This window comes from Bradyrhizobium archetypum, from assembly GCF_013114835.1.
GTDB lineage: Bacteria > Pseudomonadota > Alphaproteobacteria > Rhizobiales > Xanthobacteraceae > Bradyrhizobium > Bradyrhizobium archetypum.
The window spans coordinates 55,763-74,575 of record NZ_JAAVLW010000007.1; the positions used below are offsets into that span (position 1 = coordinate 55,763).

General features: G+C 62.6%; 30 protein-coding genes. All 30 read left to right on the top strand.

Features of this window, described 5'->3' with window-relative positions; genetic code table 11:
• Window positions 1-306: 306 nt before the first annotated feature.
• The 30 genes from rpsL to HCN50_RS23170 all read left to right on the top strand — a co-directional run bounded on the left by rpsL (window position 307) and on the right by HCN50_RS23170 (window position 18,754).
• Complete coding sequence (rpsL, locus tag HCN50_RS23025) at window positions 307-678, top strand: 30S ribosomal protein S12 (RefSeq protein ID WP_008969396.1); 372 nt, start codon at window positions 307-309, stop codon at window positions 676-678.
• Between the two features lie 15 nt (window positions 679-693).
• On the top strand, window positions 694-1,164 hold the full coding sequence (rpsG, locus tag HCN50_RS23030; protein WP_171712156.1) for a 30S ribosomal protein S7: 471 nt from the start codon (window positions 694-696) through the stop codon (window positions 1,162-1,164).
• A 29-nt stretch (window positions 1,165-1,193) separates the two neighbouring features.
• Window positions 1,194-3,266, top strand: a complete 2,073-nt coding sequence (fusA, locus tag HCN50_RS23035) for an elongation factor G (RefSeq protein ID WP_171712158.1) — start codon at window positions 1,194-1,196, stop codon at window positions 3,264-3,266.
• A 40-nt stretch (window positions 3,267-3,306) separates the two neighbouring features.
• Window positions 3,307-4,497, top strand: coding sequence for an elongation factor Tu (gene tuf, locus HCN50_RS23040; RefSeq protein WP_171712160.1), 1,191 nt, complete (start codon window positions 3,307-3,309; stop codon window positions 4,495-4,497).
• Between the two features lie 98 nt (window positions 4,498-4,595).
• Window positions 4,596-4,904: a 30S ribosomal protein S10 gene (rpsJ, locus tag HCN50_RS23045; protein ID WP_002712302.1), complete on the top strand. Its 309-nt coding sequence runs from the start codon at window positions 4,596-4,598 to the stop codon at window positions 4,902-4,904.
• Window positions 4,905-4,956: 52 nt separating this feature from the next.
• Window positions 4,957-5,676 (top strand): 50S ribosomal protein L3, encoded by a 720-nt coding sequence (rplC, locus tag HCN50_RS23050; RefSeq protein WP_171712162.1) that lies wholly within the window; start codon window positions 4,957-4,959, stop codon window positions 5,674-5,676.
• A 1-nt stretch (window position 5,677) separates the two neighbouring features.
• Window positions 5,678-6,298, top strand: coding sequence for a 50S ribosomal protein L4 (gene rplD / locus HCN50_RS23055; protein WP_171712164.1), 621 nt, complete (start codon window positions 5,678-5,680; stop codon window positions 6,296-6,298).
• Window positions 6,295-6,594: a 50S ribosomal protein L23 gene (locus tag HCN50_RS23060; RefSeq protein ID WP_171712165.1), complete on the top strand. Its 300-nt coding sequence runs from the start codon at window positions 6,295-6,297 to the stop codon at window positions 6,592-6,594. The genes rplD and HCN50_RS23060 overlap by 4 nt, the downstream gene beginning before the upstream one ends.
• 12 nt (window positions 6,595-6,606) lie before the next feature.
• On the top strand, window positions 6,607-7,440 hold the full coding sequence (gene rplB, locus HCN50_RS23065) for a 50S ribosomal protein L2 (RefSeq protein ID WP_171712166.1): 834 nt from the start codon (window positions 6,607-6,609) through the stop codon (window positions 7,438-7,440).
• 12 nt (window positions 7,441-7,452) lie between these two features.
• Window positions 7,453-7,731 carry a 30S ribosomal protein S19 gene (gene rpsS / locus HCN50_RS23070; RefSeq protein WP_024509042.1) on the top strand — a complete coding sequence of 93 codons (279 nt, stop codon included), beginning with the start codon at window positions 7,453-7,455 and terminating at the stop codon, window positions 7,729-7,731.
• Window positions 7,732-7,741: 10 nt separating this feature from the next.
• Window positions 7,742-8,128, top strand: a complete 387-nt coding sequence (gene rplV / locus HCN50_RS23075; RefSeq protein ID WP_043197219.1) for a 50S ribosomal protein L22 — start codon at window positions 7,742-7,744, stop codon at window positions 8,126-8,128.
• A gap of 17 nt (window positions 8,129-8,145) precedes the next feature.
• A complete protein-coding gene (gene rpsC / locus HCN50_RS23080) occupies window positions 8,146-8,850 on the top strand; it encodes a 30S ribosomal protein S3 (protein WP_171712167.1) in 705 nt (234 codons plus the stop codon).
• A gap of 31 nt (window positions 8,851-8,881) precedes the next feature.
• Window positions 8,882-9,295: a 50S ribosomal protein L16 gene (gene rplP / locus HCN50_RS23085; RefSeq protein ID WP_171712168.1), complete on the top strand. Its 414-nt coding sequence runs from the start codon at window positions 8,882-8,884 to the stop codon at window positions 9,293-9,295.
• A gap of 5 nt (window positions 9,296-9,300) precedes the next feature.
• Complete coding sequence (rpmC, locus tag HCN50_RS23090; protein ID WP_171712169.1) at window positions 9,301-9,507, top strand: 50S ribosomal protein L29; 207 nt, start codon at window positions 9,301-9,303, stop codon at window positions 9,505-9,507.
• A 10-nt stretch (window positions 9,508-9,517) separates the two neighbouring features.
• Complete coding sequence (gene rpsQ, locus HCN50_RS23095) at window positions 9,518-9,766, top strand: 30S ribosomal protein S17 (RefSeq protein WP_171712170.1); 249 nt, start codon at window positions 9,518-9,520, stop codon at window positions 9,764-9,766.
• 75 nt (window positions 9,767-9,841) lie between these two features.
• Window positions 9,842-10,210 carry a 50S ribosomal protein L14 gene (gene rplN / locus HCN50_RS23100; RefSeq protein WP_011473865.1) on the top strand — a complete coding sequence of 123 codons (369 nt, stop codon included), beginning with the start codon at window positions 9,842-9,844 and terminating at the stop codon, window positions 10,208-10,210.
• Window positions 10,210-10,524 (top strand): 50S ribosomal protein L24, encoded by a 315-nt coding sequence (rplX, locus tag HCN50_RS23105; protein WP_171712171.1) that lies wholly within the window; start codon window positions 10,210-10,212, stop codon window positions 10,522-10,524. Before rplN ends, rplX begins: the two co-directional genes overlap by 1 nt.
• Window positions 10,517-11,074 carry a 50S ribosomal protein L5 gene (rplE, locus tag HCN50_RS23110; RefSeq protein ID WP_171712174.1) on the top strand — a complete coding sequence of 186 codons (558 nt, stop codon included), beginning with the start codon at window positions 10,517-10,519 and terminating at the stop codon, window positions 11,072-11,074. Before rplX ends, rplE begins: the two co-directional genes overlap by 8 nt.
• A gap of 44 nt (window positions 11,075-11,118) precedes the next feature.
• Window positions 11,119-11,424, top strand: coding sequence for a 30S ribosomal protein S14 (gene rpsN / locus HCN50_RS23115; RefSeq protein WP_065728822.1), 306 nt, complete (start codon window positions 11,119-11,121; stop codon window positions 11,422-11,424).
• A gap of 14 nt (window positions 11,425-11,438) precedes the next feature.
• Window positions 11,439-11,837 carry a 30S ribosomal protein S8 gene (rpsH, locus tag HCN50_RS23120; RefSeq protein ID WP_171712176.1) on the top strand — a complete coding sequence of 133 codons (399 nt, stop codon included), beginning with the start codon at window positions 11,439-11,441 and terminating at the stop codon, window positions 11,835-11,837.
• Window positions 11,838-11,853: 16 nt separating this feature from the next.
• A complete protein-coding gene (gene rplF / locus HCN50_RS23125; RefSeq protein WP_171712178.1) occupies window positions 11,854-12,387 on the top strand; it encodes a 50S ribosomal protein L6 in 534 nt (177 codons plus the stop codon).
• 11 nt (window positions 12,388-12,398) lie between these two features.
• Window positions 12,399-12,758, top strand: coding sequence for a 50S ribosomal protein L18 (gene rplR, locus HCN50_RS23130; RefSeq protein ID WP_171712180.1), 360 nt, complete (start codon window positions 12,399-12,401; stop codon window positions 12,756-12,758).
• A 62-nt stretch (window positions 12,759-12,820) separates the two neighbouring features.
• Window positions 12,821-13,396, top strand: coding sequence for a 30S ribosomal protein S5 (gene rpsE, locus HCN50_RS23135; protein WP_029081759.1), 576 nt, complete (start codon window positions 12,821-12,823; stop codon window positions 13,394-13,396).
• A gap of 35 nt (window positions 13,397-13,431) precedes the next feature.
• Entirely contained in the window at window positions 13,432-13,626 is a 195-nt protein-coding gene (gene rpmD / locus HCN50_RS23140; protein WP_025588632.1) for a 50S ribosomal protein L30, read from the top strand.
• A gap of 16 nt (window positions 13,627-13,642) precedes the next feature.
• Window positions 13,643-14,131 carry a 50S ribosomal protein L15 gene (gene rplO / locus HCN50_RS23145; RefSeq protein ID WP_171712181.1) on the top strand — a complete coding sequence of 163 codons (489 nt, stop codon included), beginning with the start codon at window positions 13,643-13,645 and terminating at the stop codon, window positions 14,129-14,131.
• Between the two features lie 146 nt (window positions 14,132-14,277).
• Entirely contained in the window at window positions 14,278-15,609 is a 1,332-nt protein-coding gene (gene secY, locus HCN50_RS23150) for a preprotein translocase subunit SecY (protein WP_171712183.1), read from the top strand.
• A 76-nt stretch (window positions 15,610-15,685) separates the two neighbouring features.
• The gene (locus HCN50_RS23155) at window positions 15,686-16,540 is read left to right on the top strand and encodes an adenylate kinase (protein WP_171712185.1); all 855 of its coding nucleotides are present in this window, start codon (window positions 15,686-15,688) and stop codon (window positions 16,538-16,540) included.
• A gap of 182 nt (window positions 16,541-16,722) precedes the next feature.
• Complete coding sequence (gene rpsM, locus HCN50_RS23160) at window positions 16,723-17,091, top strand: 30S ribosomal protein S13 (protein ID WP_171578040.1); 369 nt, start codon at window positions 16,723-16,725, stop codon at window positions 17,089-17,091.
• 121 nt (window positions 17,092-17,212) lie between these two features.
• Entirely contained in the window at window positions 17,213-17,602 is a 390-nt protein-coding gene (rpsK, locus tag HCN50_RS23165) for a 30S ribosomal protein S11 (protein ID WP_006021048.1), read from the top strand.
• Window positions 17,603-17,713: 111 nt separating this feature from the next.
• Complete coding sequence (locus tag HCN50_RS23170) at window positions 17,714-18,754, top strand: DNA-directed RNA polymerase subunit alpha (protein WP_171712187.1); 1,041 nt, start codon at window positions 17,714-17,716, stop codon at window positions 18,752-18,754.
• Window positions 18,755-18,813: the final 59 nt, after the last annotated feature.

Below are 18,813 nucleotides of genomic sequence, written 5' to 3' on the forward strand. Positions count from 1 at the left end.
CCGCTCAAACGCTGTCGATCATACTGCTAGGCAATGCCAGGGCGATTTTAGTTCTCTTGAGCACGTCCTCTTGAGAGTGAACTCGGATGCATGACCTCGATAGCAGGCCGGACAGCGAGCGCTGACCGGTCTTACTCGCGGTCCTCTGTGGCGTCGAAGCGCTTTCCGCTCAGCAATGAGCGGTTGGCGCGATTTCGTTTTGCGTGAATGTTTTTTTCGCGCAGGGCGGGCCGGACGGAACGGCTAGTTCCGAGAAGAATTGCGAAGTCATCAAGGCTTCGCGTGAACTAAAGGATGAAGGCTGACATGCCGACGATCAACCAGCTGATCGCAAATCCGCGCGTAGTGCAGAAGTCGCGCAAGAAGGTTCCGGCGCTGCAGCAGTCGCCGCAGAAGCGCGGCGTTTGCACGCGCGTCTACACCACGACCCCGAAGAAGCCGAACTCGGCGCTTCGTAAGGTCGCCAAGGTGCGCCTGACCAACGGCTTCGAGGTGATCGGCTACATCCCGGGTGAAGGCCACAATCTTCAGGAGCACTCGGTGGTCATGATCCGCGGCGGCCGCGTCAAGGACTTGCCCGGCGTGCGCTACCACATCCTCCGCGGCGTCCTCGATACCCAGGGCGTCAAGAACCGTAAGCAGCGCCGTTCGAAGTACGGCGCCAAGCGTCCGAAGTAAGCGGGAACAGACCAGATGTCTCGTCGCCACTCTGCCGAAAAGCGTGAAGTCAACCCGGACCCGAAGTTCGGGAATATTGTTATCACGAAGTTCATGAACTCGATCATGTACGACGGCAAGAAGTCCGCCGCCGAAAAGATCGTCTACGGCGCGCTCGCCATGATCGAAGCCAAGACCAAGCAGGGGCCGCTCACCGTGTTCGAGCAGGCGCTGGAAAATGTCATGCCGACCATCGAAGTGCGCTCGCGCCGCGTCGGTGGCGCCACCTACCAGGTGCCGGTCGAGGTTCGCTCGGTCCGCCGTCAGGCGCTGGGCATTCGCTGGATCATCACGGCAGCGCGCGATCGCAATGAAAAGACGATGACGGAGCGGCTCTCGGCCGAGCTGCTTGACGCGTCGAACAACCGGGGAAACGCCGTCAAGAAGCGTGAAGACGTGCACCGGATGGCGGAAGCCAACCGCGCCTTCTCGCATTATCGCTGGTAACGGCGAAGAACGGATTTAAGGAACAGCCCATGCCCCGCCAACATGCCATCGAGGACTACCGTAACTTCGGTATCATGGCGCATATCGACGCCGGCAAGACCACGACCACCGAGCGCATCCTCTACTACACCGGCAAGAGCCACAAGATCGGCGAAGTGCACGAAGGTGCCGCGACGATGGACTGGATGGAGCAGGAGCAGGAGCGTGGCATCACGATCACCTCGGCTGCGACCACCGCGTTCTGGAATGGCAAGCGTCTGAACATCATCGACACGCCCGGCCACGTCGACTTCACCATCGAAGTCGAGCGTTCCCTGCGCGTGCTCGACGGCGCGGTATGCGTTCTCGACTCCAACCAGGGCGTTGAGCCGCAGACCGAAACCGTCTGGCGCCAGGGCGACAAGTACAAGGTTCCGCGCATCGTCTTCGCCAACAAGATGGACAAGACCGGCGCCGACTTCTTCAAGTGTCTCGCCGACATCGTCGACCGCCTTGGTGCCAAGCCGATCGCGATCCAGCTTCCGATCGGTGCCGAGAACAACTTCAAGGGTCTCGTCGACCTCGTGAAGATGAAGGGCATCATCTGGAACGATGAATCGCTCGGCGCCAAGTTCGACTATGTCGACATCCCGGCCGACCTCGTCGACCAGGCCAAGGAATACCGCGAGAAGATGGTGGAAGCCGCCGTCGAGCTCGACGACGACGCCATGGCCGCCTACCTCGACGGCAAGGAGCCGGACGAGGCGACGCTGAAGCGCCTGCTCCGCAAGGCTGTGCTGACCGGCGCGTTCTATCCCGTGCTGTGCGGCTCGGCGTTCAAGAACAAAGGCGTGCAGCCGCTGCTCGACGCCGTCGTCGACTATCTGCCGTCGCCGCTCGACGTGCCCGCGATCAAGGGCACCGACGACAAAGGCAACGAGGTCGTGCGCAAGGCGGACGACAAGGAGCCGCTGTCGCTGCTCGCGTTCAAGATCATGGACGACCCCTTCGTCGGCACCATTACCTTCTGCCGCATCTATTCCGGCATCCTGCAGTCGGGCACCGGCGTGGTGAACTCGACCCGCGAGAAGAAGGAACGTATCGGCCGCATGCTGTTGATGCATGCGAACAACCGCGAAGACATCAAGGAAGCCTATGCCGGCGACATTGTCGCCCTGGCCGGCCTGAAGGAAGCGCGCACCGGCGATACGCTGTGCGATCCGAGCCATCAGGTGATCCTCGAAAAGATGGAATTCCCGGAGCCGGTGATCGAGATCGCGATCGAGCCGAAGTCGAAGGCCGACCAGGAAAAGCTGGGCGTGGCGCTGGCCAAGCTCGCCGCGGAGGATCCGTCCTTCCGCGTGTCGACCGACCACGAGTCCGGCCAGACCATCCTCAAGGGCATGGGCGAACTGCATCTCGACATCAAGGTCGACATCCTCAAGCGCACCTACAAGGTCGACGCCAATATCGGCGCGCCGCAGGTCGCGTTCCGCGAGCGTGTCACCAAACGGGTCGAGCACAGCTACACCCACAAGAAGCAGACCGGCGGTACCGGCCAGTTTGCGGCCGTGACGCTCATTGTCGAGCCGAACGAGCCCGGTAAAGGCTACGAGTTCGAATCGAAGATCGTGGGCGGCGCGGTGCCGAAGGAGTACATCCCCGGCGTCGAAAAGGGTCTGGAGAGCGTGCTGTCCTCCGGCGTGGTCGCGGGCTTCCCCGTGGTCGACGTCAAGGTGCAGCTCATCGACGGCAAGTTCCACGACGTCGACTCGTCGGCGCTGGCCTTCGAAATCGCCACGCGGGCCTGCTTCCGCGAGGCGCTGCAGATGGGCAAGTCCGTCCTGCTCGAGCCGATCATGAAGGTCGAGGTGGTGACCCCGGAAGACTACACCGGCTCGGTCATCGGCGACCTGAATTCCCGGCGCGGCCAGATCCAGGGCCAGGACATGCGCGGCAATGCCAACGTCATTAACGCGATGGTGCCGCTCATGAACATGTTCGGCTACGTGAATAACCTGCGCTCGATGAGCCAGGGACGCGCGACCTTCACGATGCAATTCGATCACTACGCCGAAGCGCCGGCGAACGTGTCCGCAGAAGTCCAGAAGAAGTTTGCCTGATTGTCGTTGGTTGCAAGCTAACGACTGAACGGAGAGTCAAATGGCCAAAGCAAAGTTTGAACGTACTAAACCGCACTGCAACATCGGAACCATCGGTCACGTCGACCATGGCAAGACCTCGCTGACCGCAGCGATCACCAAGGTGCTGGCTGAAACCGGCGGTGCGACGTTCACGGCGTACGACCAGATCGACAAGGCGCCGGAAGAAAAGGCGCGCGGCATCACGATCTCGACCGCTCACGTCGAGTACGAAACCACCAACCGTCACTACGCCCACGTCGACTGCCCCGGTCACGCCGACTACGTGAAGAACATGATCACCGGCGCGGCGCAGATGGACGGCGCCATTCTGGTCGTGTCGGCTGCCGACGGCCCGATGCCGCAGACCCGCGAGCACATCCTGCTCGCCCGTCAGGTCGGCGTGCCCGCGCTCGTCGTGTTCCTGAACAAGTGCGACATGGTCGACGATCCGGAGCTGCTCGAGCTCGTCGAGCTCGAAGTCCGCGAGCTGCTCTCGAAGTATGAATTCCCGGGCGACAAGATCCCGATCATCAAGGGTTCGGCGCTCGCCGCCCTCGAAGACAAGGACAAGAAGCTTGGCCACGACGCCATCCTCGAGCTGATGCGCAATGTGGACGAGTACATTCCGCAGCCGGAGCGTCCGATCGACCAGCCGTTCCTGATGCCGGTGGAAGACGTGTTCTCGATCTCGGGCCGCGGCACCGTCGTCACCGGCCGTGTTGAGCGCGGCGTGATCAAGGTCGGCGAGGAAATCGAGATCGTCGGTCTGCGCGACACCCAGAAGACCATCGTCACGGGCGTCGAAATGTTCCGCAAGCTGCTCGACCAGGGCCAGGCCGGCGACAACATCGGCGCGCTGCTCCGCGGCACCAAGCGCGAGGAAGTCGAGCGTGGCCAGGTGCTGGCAAAGCCGGGTTCGGTCAAGCCGCACACCAAGTTCAAGGCTGAGGCCTACATTCTGACCAAGGAGGAGGGCGGTCGTCACACCCCGTTCTTCACCAACTACCGGCCCCAGTTCTACTTCCGCACCACCGACGTGACCGGCGTCGTGCACCTTCCCGAAGGCACCGAGATGGTGATGCCGGGTGACAACATCGCGATGGAAGTGCACCTGATCGTGCCGATCGCGATGGAAGAAAAGCTGCGCTTCGCGATCCGCGAAGGCGGCCGCACCGTCGGCGCCGGCGTCGTCGCCGCCATCATTGAGTAAAAGCGAATAGGGAATGGCGAGTAGCGAGTGGACCAGCTCCATTTGCTATTCGCCGCTCACCACTCGCCCTACTACGCGACAAAGAAAGACAAACGGCAATGAACGGCCAAAATATTCGCATCCGTCTCAAGGCGTTCGACCATCGTATCCTCGATACGTCGACCCGCGAGATCGTGAACACGGCGAAACGTACCGGTGCTCAGGTTCGCGGACCTATCCCGCTGCCGACCCGCATCGAGAAGTTCACCGTCAACCGTTCACCGCACGTCGACAAGAAGAGCCGCGAGCAATTCGAGATGCGCACCCACAAGCGCCTTCTCGACATTGTCGATCCGACTCCGCAGACCGTCGATGCTCTCATGAAGCTCGACCTGGCCGCCGGTGTCGACGTCGAGATCAAGCTCTAAGATTTTCAGGATCGTCCGAAGTTAGCGGACAGAAAGAACAGGAAGCACGCCGATGCGCTCCGGAGTGATCGCACAAAAGGTCGGGATGACGCGGGTCTTTACGGAGGCCGGCGAACATATCCCTGTGACCGTGCTGAAGCTGGGCAATTGCCAGGTGCTGGGCCACCGCACGACCGAGAAGAACGGTTACGTCGCGCTGCAGCTCGGCGCCGGTACCCGCAAGACCGTCTATATGCCGAAGGCGGAGCGCGGCCAGTTCGCGGTCGCCAAGGTCGAGCCCAAGCGGAAGGTTACCGAGTTTCGCGTCTCGGAAGACGCGCTGATCCCGGTTGGTGCCGAGATTCAGGCCGACCATTTCGTCGTCGGCCAATTCGTCGACGTTACCGGCACCTCGGTCGGTAAGGGGTTCGCCGGCGGCATGAAGCGCTGGAATTTCGGCGGTCTGCGCGCCACCCACGGCGTGTCGATCTCGCATCGTTCGATCGGTTCGACCGGCGGACGCCAGGATCCCGGCAAGACCTTCAAGAACAAGAAGATGCCCGGTCACATGGGCGTCGACCGCATCACCACGCTCAACCTGCGCGTGGTGCAGACCGACGTCGAGCGCGGCCTGATCCTAGTCGAGGGCGCCGTTCCCGGCTCCAAGGGCGGCTGGATCGCGGTGCGCGACGCCATCAAGAAGCCGTTGCCGAAGGACGCTCCGAAGCCCGGCAAGTTCAAGGTTGCCGGCGGCGAGCAGGCTCAGGCTCCGGCCGAGCAGGAGGGCGCGTGAGATGGAACTGAAAGTCACGACCCTTGAGGGCAAGGAAGCCGGATCGGTCCAGCTCTCGGACGCGATCTTCGGTCTCGAGCCGCGTGCCGACATCATCCAGCGTTGCGTGCAATGGCAGCTCAACAAGCGCCAGGCCGGAACGCACAAGGCGCAGGGCCGCGCCGACGTCTGGCGCACCGGCAAGAAGATGTACAAGCAGAAGGGCACCGGCGGCGCCCGTCACGGCTCGGCCCGCGTCCCGCAGTTCCGCGGCGGTGGCCGTGCGTTCGGCCCCGTCGTTCGCTCGCATGCGACCGACCTGCCGAAGAAGGTGCGCGCGCTGGCGCTCAAGCATGCGCTGTCGGCGAAGGCCAAGGACGGCGGGTTGATCGTGATCGACAGCGCGCAGGTCAAGGAAGCCAAGACCAAGGCACTGGTCGGCCATTTCTCAGGGTTGGGCCTGACCAATGCGCTGATCATCGACGGCGCCGAGCTGAACGCCGGTTTCGCGACCGCGGCCCGCAACATTCCGAATATCGACGTGCTGCCGATCCAGGGCATCAACGTCTACGACATCCTGCGTCGTCAGAAGCTGGTGCTGACGAAGGCGGCAGTCGATGCGCTGGAGGCGCGCTTCAAATGAAGAATATCGATCCGCGCCATTACGACGTGATCGTCGCCCCCGTCATCACCGAAAAGGCGACGGTGGCGTCCGAGCACAACAAGGTCGTGTTCAAGGTCGCCAACAAGGCGACCAAGCCGCAAATCAAGGAAGCCGTCGAGAAGCTGTTCGACGTCAAGGTGAAGAGCGTCAACACGCTGGTCCGCAAGGGCAAGACCAAGGTGTTCCGCGGCAATTTCGGTTCGCAGTCGAACGTGAAGCGGGCGGTCGTGACCCTCGAAGAGGGCCACCGCATCGACGTCACCACCGGACTATAAGGCGACACAGCGATGGCATTGAAAACATATAATCCGACGACGCCGGGCCAGCGCCAGCTGGTGATGGTCGACCGTTCGGCGCTCTACAAGGGCAAGCCGGTGAAGACGCTGACCGAGGGCAAGCTCGGCAATGGCGGTCGCAACAACACCGGCCGCATCACCGTGCGCTTCCGTGGCGGCGGCCACAAGAAGGCCTACCGGATGGTGGACTTCAAGCGTAACAAGGTCGACGTTCCCGCCGTCGTCGAGCGGCTGGAATACGATCCGAACCGCACCGCGTTCATCGCGCTGATCAAGTATCAGGACGGCGAGCAGGCTTATATCCTGGCGCCGCAGCGCCTAGCTGCGGGCGACACCGTCGTTGCCGGCAGCCATGTCGACGTGAAGCCGGGCAATGTCATGCCGCTCGGCAACATGCCGGTCGGCACCATCGTCCATAACATCGAGATGAAGATCGGGAAGGGCGGCCAGATCGCGCGTTCGGCCGGTACCTATGCCCAGATCGTCGGCCGCGACCAGGACTACGTCATTCTGCGCCTGAACTCGGGCGAGCAGCGCCTGGTGCACGGTCGTTGCCGCGGCACAATCGGTGCGGTGTCGAACCCCGACCACATGAACATCTCGATCGGCAAGGCCGGCCGGACCCGTTGGATGGGCTGGCGTCCGCATAACCGCGGCGTCGTCATGAACCCGATCGATCACCCGCATGGCGGTGGCGAAGGCCGCACCTCGGGCGGCCGCCACCCGGTCACACCGTGGGGCAAGCCGACCAAGGGCAAGAAGACCCGGTCGAACAAGTCGACCAACCGATTCATCCTCCTAAGCCGCCACAAGCGGAAGAAGTAAGGAACGCCGGACATGGTTCGTTCAGTCTGGAAAGGCCCGTTCGTCGAGGCGTCGCTGCTGAAGAAGGCAGATGCCGCGCGTGCGTCCGGCCGTCACGACGTCATCAAGATCTGGAGCCGCCGCTCGACCATCCTGCCGCAGTTCGTCGGCCTGACATTCGGCGTCTACAACGGCCAGAAGCACGTGCCGGTCTCGGTCAACGAGGAAATGGTGGGTCACAAGTTCGGCGAGTTCTCGCCGACCCGTACCTTCCATGGCCACTCTGGCGACAAGAAAGCCAAGAAGGCTTGAGGAATAGACGATGAGCAAACCAAAGCGCGAACGTAGCCTCGCAGACAACGAGGCCAAGGCAGTCGCCCGGATGCTGCGCGTCAGCCCGCAGAAGCTCAATCTTGTCGCGCAGTTGATCCGCGGCCGGAAGGCGTCGGCGGCGCTTGCCGACCTGCAGTTCTCGCGCAAGCGGATCGCGGTCGACGTCAAGAAGTGCCTGGAATCGGCTATCGCGAACGCCGAGAACAATCATGACCTCGAAGTCGACGATCTCGTCGTCGCCGAGGCGCATGTCGGCAACGGCATCGTCATGAAGCGCTTTGCGCCGCGCGGCCGTGGCCGTTCGGGTCGTATCTATAAACCGTTCTCGCACCTGACCATCGTGGTTCGTCAGGTCGAGGCCGAGGCTGGCGCTTAAGGGCGCGGGAGAAAACGATGGGTCAAAAGATCAATCCAATCGGGCTGCGTCTCGGCATCAACCGCACCTGGGATTCGCGCTGGTTCGCGGGAAAAAGCGAATACGGCAAGCTGCTGCATGAAGACGTCAAGATCCGCGAGATCCTGCACAAGGAGCTCAAGCAGGCCGCCGTTGCCCGCATCGTGATCGAGCGCCCGCACAAGAAGTGCCGCGTCACGATCCATTCGGCGCGTCCCGGCGTCGTGATCGGCAAGAAGGGCGCCGACATCGACAAGCTGCGCAAGCGGGTTGCCGACATCACGGCTTCCGACGTCGTCATCAACATCGTCGAAATCCGCAAGCCTGAGCTCGACGCCACCCTGGTCGCCGAATCGATCGCGCAGCAGCTCGAGCGCCGCGTCGCGTTCCGCCGCGCCATGAAGCGGGCAGTGCAGTCGGCGATGCGTCTTGGCGCCGAAGGCATCCGTATCAACTGCTCGGGCCGTCTGGGCGGCGCGGAAATCGCGCGCATGGAGTGGTACCGCGAAGGTCGCGTGCCGCTGCACACGCTGCGCGCCGATGTCGACTATGGCGTGGCGACTGCGTTCACGACGTTCGGCACCTGCGGCGTCAAGGTCTGGATCTTCAAGGGCGAAATCCTTGAGCACGATCCGATGGCCCAGGACAAGAAGATGGCCGAGGGCGAGGGTGCGCGTCCCCGCCGCGACGCTGCGGCAGCGTGAGACATTAGAGAAGGTTTGAGGGCTTAAAGCCATGATGCAACCAAAGAAAACGAAGTTCCGGAAGGCGCATAAGGGCCGTATCCACGGCGTTGCGACTTCGGGTGCGACGTTGTCGTTCGGCCAGTTCGGCCTGAAGGCGATGGCGCCTGAGCGCGTCACCGCCCGCCAGATCGAAGCCGCGCGCCGCGCGCTGACCCGTCACATGAAGCGCGCCGGCCGCGTCTGGATCCGCATCTTCCCGGACGTGCCGGTGTCGAAGAAGCCTGCCGAAGTCCGCATGGGCTCCGGCAAGGGCACGCCGGAACTGTGGGTGGCGCGGGTCAAGCCCGGCCGCGTGATTTTCGAGATCGACGGCGTCAACGTGCAGACCGCGAAGGAAGCGCTCACGCTCGCCGCCGCCAAGCTGCCGATCAAGACGCGCTTCGTCGCGCGCATTGCGGAGTAACCGTCATGGCCCCGATGAAAGTGGAAGACATCCGCGCGATGAGCGACGACCAGAGAGAGGAAGCGGTCCTCAATCTGAAGAAGGAGCGCTTCAATCTGCGGTTCCAGCGCGCCACCGGGCAGCTCGAGAACACCTCGCGCCTGCGCGAGGCCCGCCGCGACATCGCCCGCATCAAGACCATCGCCGCGCAGGTTCGCGCGAAGAAGAAGTAAGAGGCCATCAATGCCGAAACGTACCCTCCAGGGCGTGGTCGTGAGCGACAAGCAAACCAAGACGGTGGTGGTGCGCGTCGATCGCCGCTTCACCCACCCGATCTACAAGAAGACGATCCGCCGCTCCAAGAACTACCACGCGCACGACGAGAACAACGAGTTCAAGCCGGGCGACATGGTGTGGATCGAGGAAAGCAAGCCGATCTCGAAGTTGAAGCGCTGGACCGTGGTCCGGGGCGAGCAGAAGAAAACGGCCTGATAACTTCGGCTTAGCCGAGGCAATTCAGGGAAATTTTGAGCGCGCTAAAGCGCAGAAAGAGGACGAGGTGCATCAATGATTCAGATGCAGACCAACCTCGACGTGGCCGACAATTCAGGCGCACGCCGTGTCATGTGCATCAAGGTGCTGGGGGGCTCCAAGCGCCGCTATGCCACCGTGGGCGACGTTATCGTCGTGTCGATCAAGGAAGCGATCCCGCGCGGGAAGGTGAAGAAGGGCGACGTGATGAAGGCCGTCGTGGTGCGGGTCCGCAAGGACATCCGCCGCGCCGATGGCTCGGTCATCCGCTTCGACCGCAACGCCGCCGTCTTGATCAACAACCAGTCGGAGCCGGTCGGCACCCGTATTTTCGGGCCCGTGCCGCGCGAGCTGCGCGCCAAGAACCACATGAAGATCATCTCGCTTGCGCCGGAGGTGCTGTGATGGCTGCCAAGATCCGGAAAGGTGACAAGGTCATGGTGCTGACCGGTCGCGACAAGGGTCGCACCGGCGAGGTATTCGAGGTCCGCCCCGCCGAGAACACGGCGCTGGTGCGCGGCATCAACATGGTGAAGCGTCACCAGAAGCAGACCCAGAACCAGGAAGGCGGCATCATCTCCAAGGAGTCGCCGATCCACCTGTCCAACATCGCCTATGTCGGCAAGGACGGAAAGCCGACCCGCGTGGGCTTCAAGATTCAGGCTGATGGCAAGAAGGTACGCATTGCCAAGAGCTCGGGAGCAGAGATCGATGGCTGATACCGCTTACGTGCCGCGCCTGCGCGCGGAGTATGACCGGACCATTCGTGGCCAGTTGACTGAAAAGTTCGGCTACGACAACGTCATGCAGGTGCCGCGGCTGGACAAGGTCGTGCTCAACATGGGCGTCGGCGATTCCGTCAACGACCGCAAGAAGGCCGAGACCGCGGCAGCCGAGTTGTCGCAAATCGCCGGCCAGAAGGCGATCGTGACCTATTCGCGGATCGCAATCGCGACCTTCAAGCTGCGCGAGAATCAGCCGATCGGCTGCAAGGTCACGCTGCGCAAGGCGCGCATGTACGAGTTCATCGACCGCCTGGTGAACGTGGCGCTGCCGCGGGTGCGCGACTTCCGCGGCCTCAATCCGAAGAGCTTCGATGGCCGCGGCAATTACTCGCTCGGCATCAAGGAGCACATCATTTTTCCCGAAATCGATTTCGACAAGGTTTCGGAAGCCCGCGGCATGGACATCACGGTCTGTACCACGGCGAAGACCGACGACGAGGCGCGCGCCTTGTTGACCGCTTTCAATTTCCCGTTCCGGCAGTGAGACGCAACTAAAGCCTCTCAAACGCGGAAACCCAGGAGCCAAGCATGGCAAAGAAGAGTTCGATCGAGAAGAACAACCGGCGCAAGCGGATGGCGAAGAACGCCGCGCCTGCGCGCGCGAAGTTGAAGGCGATCATCGCCGACAAGACCAAGCCGATGGAAGAGCGGTTTGCGGCGACGCTGAAGCTTGCACAGATGCCGCGCAACTCGTCGACGACCCGCATCCGCAACCGCTGCGAGCTGACCGGTCGTCCGCGCTCGAACTACCGCAAGAACAAGCTTTCCCGCATCGCGCTGCGTGAGCTCGGCTCCAAGGGCCTGGTTCCCGGGCTCGTCAAGTCGAGCTGGTAAGGAGGGTCGTCAAGATGTCAACGCACGATCCGATTTCCGATCTCATCACCCGCATCCGCAACGCGCAGATGCGCTCGAAGTCCAAGGTCTCGAGCCCGGGCTCGAAGATGCGCGCCAGCGTGCTCGAGGTGCTGAAGACGGAAGGCTATATTCGCGGCTATGCCAGCGTCGAACACGCATCGGGCCGCAGCGAGCTCGAGATCGAGCTGAAATATTTCGACGGCGAGCCGGTCATCCGCGAGATCGAGCGGGTCTCCAAGCCGGGCCGCCGGGTTTACGCTTCGGTGAAGAACCTGCCCCGCGTGAACAACGGTCTCGGCATTTCGGTGTTGTCGACGCCGAAGGGAATCATGGCTGACCACGAAGCGCGTGACGCGAATGTGGGCGGCGAAGTTCTCTTCACGGTGTTCTGAAAAAGGATTTTTAGCCATGTCACGTGTTGGCAAACGGCCTGTGGCGATCCCGTCCGGTGTGACGGCGACCGTCGAGGGACAGACCGTCAAGGTGAAGGGGCCGAAGGGCCAGCTTCAGTTCGTCGTGCACGACGACGTCGAGGTGAAGTTCGAGAGCGGCGCGGTGAAGGTCGCGCCGAGGTTCAAGACCAACCGCGCGCAGGCGATGTACGGGACCGCGCGCGCGCAGGTCGCGAACCTCGTCGAGGGCGTCACCAAGGGTTTCGAGAAGAAGCTTGAGATCACCGGCGTCGGCTATCGCGCCGCGATGCAGGGCAAGAACCTGCAGCTCGCGCTCGGCTACAGCCACGACGTGGTCTATGCGATCCCGGAAGGAATCACCATTGCGGTGCCGAAGCCGACCGAGATCACGATTTCGGGCACCGATTCCCAGCGCGTCGGGCAGGTCGCCGCCGAGATCCGCGCTTACCGTCCGCCGGAGCCTTACAAGGGCAAGGGCGTGAAGTACGCCAACGAATTCATCTTCCGCAAGGAAGGCAAGAAGAAGTAACGGAGCCGGTCATGTCACTGAAGGTCACGAATGCCCGGCGCAAGCAGCGTGTGCGCAACGCGCTGCGCCGGTCCGCCAATGGACGCCCGCGTCTGTCGGTGTTCCGTTCGTCGAAGCACATCTACGCCCAGGTTATCGATGATCTGAAGGGCGAGACGCTGGCTTCCGCCTCGTCGCTGGAAAAGACCATGCGCGAGAGCGGCAATACGGGCGCCAACATCGATGCGGCCAAGGCCGTCGGCAAGCTGCTGGCGGAACGCGCCGTGCAGAAGGGCGTCAAGGAAGTGGTGTTCGATCGCGGTCAGTATCTCTACCACGGGCGCGTCAAGGCGCTCGCGGATGCGGCCCGCGAGAGTGGGCTGAGCTTCTAACGAACCGGTTTTGGACATTTACGAGGACAGGGGCTTTCTTCCCCTAAAGATTGGAAAACACCATGGCAGGTGAACGCGAACGCGGCGGACGCGAACGGAGCAGGGATCGCGAGGAGCGCGACAGCGAGTTCGTCGACAAGCTCGTCCACATCAATCGCGTGGCGAAAGTCGTCAAGGGCGGCAAGCGCTTCGGCTTTGCGGCGCTGGTCGTGATCGGCGACCAGAAGGGCCGGGTCGGTTTCGGCCACGGCAAGGCGCGCGAAGTGCCTGAGGCGATCCGCAAGGCGACCGAGTCGGCCAAGCGCAATTTGACGCGCGTGGCGCTTCGCGAAGGCCGCACGCTGCATCACGACATCGCCGGCCGCCACGGCGCCGGCCGCGTCTACCTGCGCGCGGCTCCGGCCGGTACCGGCATCATCGCCGGCGGCCCGATGCGTGCAGTGTTCGAAACGCTCGGCATCCAGGACGTGGTGGCGAAGTCGATCGGCTCGTCGAATCCCTACAACATGGTTCGCGCGACCTTCGACGCGCTGAAGCATCAGGATTCGCCGCGTTCGGTCGCGGCCCGCCGCAACATCAAGGTGTCCACGCTGCAGTCACGCCGCGTCGGCGGCGACGCCGAAGCGGTGGCTGAATAACCGGCGCGTTTCAGGCGCTTTTTGGAGTCAAGACGATGGCCAAGGCCGCAAAGACGATCAAGGTCGAGCAGACCGGCAGCGCAATCCGCCGCCACCACTCGCAGCGTTCGACGCTGATCGGCCTCAAGCTCAACAAGATCGGCCGGGTTGCCGAGCTTCAGGATACGCCTGAGGTTCGCGGCATGATCAGCAAGGTTCAACATCTCGTCCGCGTCGTCGGCGAGAAGTAAGCAAGGAGACAGGGCGATGAAGCTCAGCGATATCGCCGACAACGCCGGCTCGCGCAAGAAGCGCATGCGCGTCGGCCGTGGCATCGGTTCGGGCAAGGGCAAGACCTCGGGCCGTGGCGGCAAGGGCCAGACCGCGCGTTCGGGCGTGCGCATCAAGGGCTTCGAGGGCGGCCAGATGCCGATGCATCGCCGCCTGCCGAAGCGCGGTTTCAACAATATCTTTAAACTCGACTTCGCCGAGATCAATCTCGACCGCCTGCAGCAGGCGATCGACGCCAAGCTGGTCGATGCCAAGGAAACCGTGACCGTGGAATCGCTGGTCAAGGCCGGCGTGATCCGCCGCGCCAAGGACGGCCTGCGGCTGCTCGGCCGCGGCGAACTCAAGGCCAAGCTCGCGATCGAAGTGTATGGCGCCTCGAAATCCGCGGTTGCGGCGGTCGAGAAGGCCGGCGGCACGGTGAAGATCCTAGCCCCGGCCAAGAAGGAAGAAGGCGAGGCCGCGTAACATCTGCGTCATCGCCCGCTCGATCGCGGGCGATCCGCGCGACGGGATAATGGACTTATCGAAGCCGAGCACCAAATAATGTCCGGCGTCTGCCGATTGCCCGGGACGGGGCGTCGGCCTTCGAGGCGGCGGGAGAAAGCCTGAACATGGTCTCAGCAGCAGAACAACTTGCGGCAAACCTCAATTTCAGCGCTCTGGCGAAAGCCGACGAACTGAAGAAGCGCATCTGGTTTACGCTGGGTGCGCTGCTTGTTTATCGGCTCGGCACCTATATCCCGCTGCCCGGCATTGATCCCGCGGTCTGGGAGCAGGTGTTCAAGTCGCAGGCCGGCGGTATTCTCGGCATGTTCAATATGTTCGCCGGCGGCGGCATTCACCGCATGGCGATTTTCGCGCTGAACATCATGCCGTACATCTCGGCATCGATCATCATCCAGCTCCTGACCACGGTCTCCCCGCAGCTCGAAGCGCTGAAGAAGGAAGGCGAAGCCGGTCGCAAGACGCTGAACCAGTACACCCGCTATCTCACGGTGATCCTGGCCGCGTTCCAGTCCTACGGCATCGCCGTCGGCCTGCAGGGCGCCGGCAATGTCGTCAGCGACCCCGGCATCTTCTTCCTGCTGTCGACCACGATCACGCTGACCGGCGGCACCATGTTCCTGATGTGGCTCGGCGAGCAGATCACCTCGCGCGGCATCGGCAACGGTATCTCGCTGATCATTCTGGCCGGAATCGTCGCCGAATTGCCTTCAGCCTTGGCGAATATGCTGGAATTGGGGCGCCAGGGGGCGCTGTCGACCGGCCTGATCCTGATCGTGATCGTAATGGCGGTCGCCGTGATCGCCTTTATCGTGTTCATGGAGCGCGCGCAGCGGCGTCTCTTGATCCAGTATCCGAAGCGCCAGGTCGGCAACAAGATGTTCGAGGGCCAGTCCTCGCATCTGCCGCTCAAGCTCAACACGTCTGGCGTGATCCCGCCGATCTTCGCCTCGTCGCTGCTCCTCTTGCCGGCGACCGTTGCGAACTTCAACGCCGGCAGGGGCCCGGAATGGTTCCAGTGGCTGAACACGCAGCTCAGCCACGGTCGTCCGCTGTTCCTGTTTCTCTATCTGGCGCTGATCGTGTTCTTCGCCTTCTTCTATACCGCGATCGTGTTCAACCCGACCGAGACCGCCGACAATCTGAAGAAGCATGGCGGCTTCATTCCCGGCATCCGCCCGGGCGAGCGCACCGCCGAATATATCGATCACGTGCTGTCGCGCATCACCGTGCTCGGTGCGATCTATCTGGCGATCGTCTGTCTGATTCCCGAGATCCTGATCTCCTATGCTTCGGTGCCGTTCTATTTCGGCGGAACCTCGCTGCTGATCGTCGTCAGCGTGACCATGGACACGGTGGCGCAGGTGCAGGGTTATCTGTTGGCCCATCAGTATGAGGGCCTGATCAGGAAATCCAAGTTGAGGGGCCGTCGCCGCTGATCAGCGGCCACGCGTGGTCTGAAATTCCAATACAGGTGTGCGGGATGTCGCTCACCAAGCCGGGGGGCGAATAGTCATGAGATTGATCCTTTTGGGACCGCCGGGGTCGGGGAAGGGGACCCAGGCGCAGCGGCTGGTGCAGCGCTATGGGATCGTGCAGCTTTCGACCGGCGAGATGCTGCGCGCGGCCGTGGCCGCCGAGACGCCGGTCGGCTTGAAGGCCAAGGACCTCATGGCAAACGGCCAGCTAGTGCCTGACGATATCGTGGTCGGAATCATTTCTGACAGGATCGATCAGCCGGATGCGGTCAAAGGCTTCGTTCTCGATGGATTCCCGCGTACGGTGCCGCAGGCCGAGGCGCTGGATGAGCTGTTGAAGAGAAAGCATCTCAAGCTCGACGCGGTGGTCGAGCTGCGCGTCAATGAGAGCGCGCTGCTGCAGCGCGTCGAAACCCGCGTCGCCGAGATGCGGGCGCGCGGCGAGGAGGTGCGTGTCGACGACACACCGGAAGTGCTGACCAAACGGCTCGCCGCCTATCGGTCGCAGACCGAACCGCTGATTCACTACTATTCCGAGCGGCGCAAGCTCGCCACCGTCGACGGAATGATGACCATCGAGCAGGTCACCCGCGAGGTTAACCGGATCCTGGCCGCCGTCGGCGCGCTGGAACCCCAGGCGGCGCCGGCCAGAAAAGCCAGGGGAGCCGCCCGGAAGGCCGCGAGACCATCGGCCAAAAAGGCAGCCAAGAGCGCCAAAAAGGCGCCTAAGGCCGCCAAACAGGCCTCCAGGGGGGCTAAGGGGGGCAAGACGGCTCGCCGGAAGGCCGCTGCAGCCGCCAGGGGGCGGGGAACCGGAAAGGCCAAAAAGACGGTCAAAAGGATCGTCCGGAAGGCTGCCAAAAAGGTCACGAAAAAGCGAGCTAAGCGTTAGAGGCGGTTGACGAAACCGAGTTGAATCCATTAATAAGCCCGCATCCAAGTCGGATAGTTATTTGACGATGCCGGGCCCCGAAGCAGTCGAGGGGAGGGCGTCGTGTTCGCGTTTGCGGACACCTGCCCGAGTTACAAGAACATAGCCCGGTCCATGGGGGATCGGCGACAGGAGAGAAGTCCGTGGCCCGTATTGCCGGCGTGAATATCCCGACCAACAAGCGCGTCCTGATCGCGCTCCAGTACATCCATGGCATCGGCCAGAAGAATGCGTCCGAGATCATGGAGAAGGTCAAGATCCCGACCGATCGTCGCGTGAGCCAGCTCAGCGACCAGGAAGTCCTGCAGATACGCGAAGTGATCGACCGCGACTATCTCGTGGAGGGCGATCTTCGCCGCGAGACCGGCATCAACATCAAGCGGCTGATGGATCTCGGTTGCTATCGCGGCCTGCGTCATCGCCGCGGCCTGCCGGTGCGCGGCCAGCGCACCCACACCAATGCGCGCACGCGCAAGGGCCCGGCCAAGTCGATCGCCGGCAAGAAGAAGTAATTCAGCGAATAGCGAATGGGGAGTAGCGAATGGTTCGCTATTCGCTACTCGCCATTCGCCTTTTAGGTGTAGCCGCTGGCAGTACGGCGGCGTTTGAGATCACAGGAAGGTTTTAGGTAGAATGGGCAAGGAAGCCACCCGCGTACGCCGCCGCGAACGCAAGAACATCGCCTCCGGCATCGCGCACGTCAATTCGTCGTTCAACAACACGACCATCACCATCACCGATGCGCAGGGCAATACGATTGCCTGGTCGTCGGCCGGCACGATGGGCTTCAAGGGCTCGCGCAAGTCGACCCCCTATGCCGCGCAGGTCGCGGCCGAAGACGTTTCCAAGAAGGCGCAAGAACACGGCATGCGCACGCTGGAAGTGGAAGTTGCCGGCCCCGGTTCGGGCCGTGAATCGGCGCTTCGTGCGCTGCAGGCGGCGGGCTTCACCGTGACGTCGATCCGCGACGTGACGACGATCCCGCACAATGGTTGCCGTCCGCGCAAGCGCCGGCGTGTTTGATATCCGGTCGCTGGCGGTTTTGCCGCCCGCGATTGCGTTTGGAATTTTCCGCGAGACTAATCCGCGATCTCCAACGCCAGTGATCTGAAGGCAGATCGACTGGCCGGTCTATTGACCCGAAGGGGTGACAAAGTGACGATCCAGAAAAATTGGCAAGAACTCATTCGACCGAACAAGCTGCAGGTAACGCCGGGCTCTGACGCGTCCCGGTTTGCAACCGTCGTCGCCGAGCCGCTCGAGCGCGGTTTCGGCCAGACGCTCGGTAATGCGCTGCGCCGCATCCTGTTGTCGTCGCTGCAGGGCGCCGCCGTGCAGTCGGTGCACATTGACGGCGTGCTGCACGAGTTCTCCTCGATCGCGGGCGTTCGCGAGGACGTCACCGATATCGTGCTCAACATCAAGGACATCTCGATCAAGATGCAGGGCGAAGGGCCCAAGCGCATGGTCGTGAAGAAGTCGGGTCCGGGAGTCGTCACCGCCGGCGACATCCAGACCGTCGGCGACATCGTCGTGCTCAACCCCGAGCTGCAGCTCTGCACGCTGGACGAGGGCGCGGAAATCCGCATGGAGTTCACGGTCGCCGCCGGCAAGGGCTACGTCGCCGCCGAGCGTAACCGGCCCGAGGACGCGCCGATCGGTCTGATCCCGGTCGACAGCCTGTTCTCGCCCGTGCGCAAGGTCTCCTACAAGGTCGAGAACACCCGCGAGGGCCAGATCCTCGACTACGACAAGCTGACCATGACGATCGAGACCAATGGCGCGATCACGCCGGAAGACGCGGTGGCCTATGCCGCGCGCATCCTGCAGGATCAGCTCAATGTCTTCGTGAACTTTGAAGAGCCGCGCAAGGAAGTGGCGCAGGAGATCATCCCCGATCTCGCCTTCAACCCGGCCTTCCTCAAAAAGGTGGACGAGCTCGAACTGTCGGTGCGTTCGGCCAACTGCCTGAAGAACGACAACATCGTCTATATCGGCGATCTCGTGCAGAAGTCGGAAGCGGAAATGCTCCGCACCCCGAACTTCGGCCGCAAGTCGCTGAACGAGATCAAGGAAGTGCTGGCCCAGATGGGTCTGCATCTCGGCATGGAAGTGCCGGGCTGGCCGCCGGAGAATATCGACGAGCTCGCCAAGCGCTTCGAGGATCACTACTGAGCGAATTGGGAGTGGCGAATAGCGAATAGAGAAGAACTACTCGCTACTCACCATTCGCT

Excerpts from the sequence above, each read along its gene's own strand:
- rpsL (WP_008969396.1), top strand. The coding sequence starts at position 307 with ATGCCGACGATCAACCAGCTGATCGCAAATCCGCGCGTAGTGCAGAAG.
- rpsG (WP_171712156.1), top strand. The coding sequence starts at position 694 with ATGTCTCGTCGCCACTCTGCCGAAAAGCGTGAAGTCAACCCGGACCCG.
- fusA (WP_171712158.1), top strand. The coding sequence starts at position 1,194 with ATGCCCCGCCAACATGCCATCGAGGACTACCGTAACTTCGGTATCATG.
- tuf (WP_171712160.1), top strand. The coding sequence starts at position 3,307 with ATGGCCAAAGCAAAGTTTGAACGTACTAAACCGCACTGCAACATCGGA.
- rpsJ (WP_002712302.1), top strand. The coding sequence starts at position 4,596 with ATGAACGGCCAAAATATTCGCATCCGTCTCAAGGCGTTCGACCATCGT.
- rplC (WP_171712162.1), top strand. The coding sequence starts at position 4,957 with ATGCGCTCCGGAGTGATCGCACAAAAGGTCGGGATGACGCGGGTCTTT.
- rplD (WP_171712164.1), top strand. The coding sequence starts at position 5,678 with ATGGAACTGAAAGTCACGACCCTTGAGGGCAAGGAAGCCGGATCGGTC.
- HCN50_RS23060 (WP_171712165.1), top strand. The coding sequence starts at position 6,295 with ATGAAGAATATCGATCCGCGCCATTACGACGTGATCGTCGCCCCCGTC.
- rplB (WP_171712166.1), top strand. The coding sequence starts at position 6,607 with ATGGCATTGAAAACATATAATCCGACGACGCCGGGCCAGCGCCAGCTG.
- rpsS (WP_024509042.1), top strand. The coding sequence starts at position 7,453 with ATGGTTCGTTCAGTCTGGAAAGGCCCGTTCGTCGAGGCGTCGCTGCTG.
- rplV (WP_043197219.1), top strand. The coding sequence starts at position 7,742 with ATGAGCAAACCAAAGCGCGAACGTAGCCTCGCAGACAACGAGGCCAAG.
- rpsC (WP_171712167.1), top strand. The coding sequence starts at position 8,146 with ATGGGTCAAAAGATCAATCCAATCGGGCTGCGTCTCGGCATCAACCGC.
- rplP (WP_171712168.1), top strand. The coding sequence starts at position 8,882 with ATGATGCAACCAAAGAAAACGAAGTTCCGGAAGGCGCATAAGGGCCGT.
- rpmC (WP_171712169.1), top strand. The coding sequence starts at position 9,301 with ATGGCCCCGATGAAAGTGGAAGACATCCGCGCGATGAGCGACGACCAG.
- rpsQ (WP_171712170.1), top strand. The coding sequence starts at position 9,518 with ATGCCGAAACGTACCCTCCAGGGCGTGGTCGTGAGCGACAAGCAAACC.
- rplN (WP_011473865.1), top strand. The coding sequence starts at position 9,842 with ATGATTCAGATGCAGACCAACCTCGACGTGGCCGACAATTCAGGCGCA.
- rplX (WP_171712171.1), top strand. The coding sequence starts at position 10,210 with ATGGCTGCCAAGATCCGGAAAGGTGACAAGGTCATGGTGCTGACCGGT.
- rplE (WP_171712174.1), top strand. The coding sequence starts at position 10,517 with ATGGCTGATACCGCTTACGTGCCGCGCCTGCGCGCGGAGTATGACCGG.
- rpsN (WP_065728822.1), top strand. The coding sequence starts at position 11,119 with ATGGCAAAGAAGAGTTCGATCGAGAAGAACAACCGGCGCAAGCGGATG.
- rpsH (WP_171712176.1), top strand. The coding sequence starts at position 11,439 with ATGTCAACGCACGATCCGATTTCCGATCTCATCACCCGCATCCGCAAC.
- rplF (WP_171712178.1), top strand. The coding sequence starts at position 11,854 with ATGTCACGTGTTGGCAAACGGCCTGTGGCGATCCCGTCCGGTGTGACG.
- rplR (WP_171712180.1), top strand. The coding sequence starts at position 12,399 with ATGTCACTGAAGGTCACGAATGCCCGGCGCAAGCAGCGTGTGCGCAAC.
- rpsE (WP_029081759.1), top strand. The coding sequence starts at position 12,821 with ATGGCAGGTGAACGCGAACGCGGCGGACGCGAACGGAGCAGGGATCGC.
- rpmD (WP_025588632.1), top strand. The coding sequence starts at position 13,432 with ATGGCCAAGGCCGCAAAGACGATCAAGGTCGAGCAGACCGGCAGCGCA.
- rplO (WP_171712181.1), top strand. The coding sequence starts at position 13,643 with ATGAAGCTCAGCGATATCGCCGACAACGCCGGCTCGCGCAAGAAGCGC.
- secY (WP_171712183.1), top strand. The coding sequence starts at position 14,278 with ATGGTCTCAGCAGCAGAACAACTTGCGGCAAACCTCAATTTCAGCGCT.
- HCN50_RS23155 (WP_171712185.1), top strand. The coding sequence starts at position 15,686 with ATGAGATTGATCCTTTTGGGACCGCCGGGGTCGGGGAAGGGGACCCAG.
- rpsK (WP_006021048.1), top strand. The coding sequence starts at position 17,213 with ATGGGCAAGGAAGCCACCCGCGTACGCCGCCGCGAACGCAAGAACATC.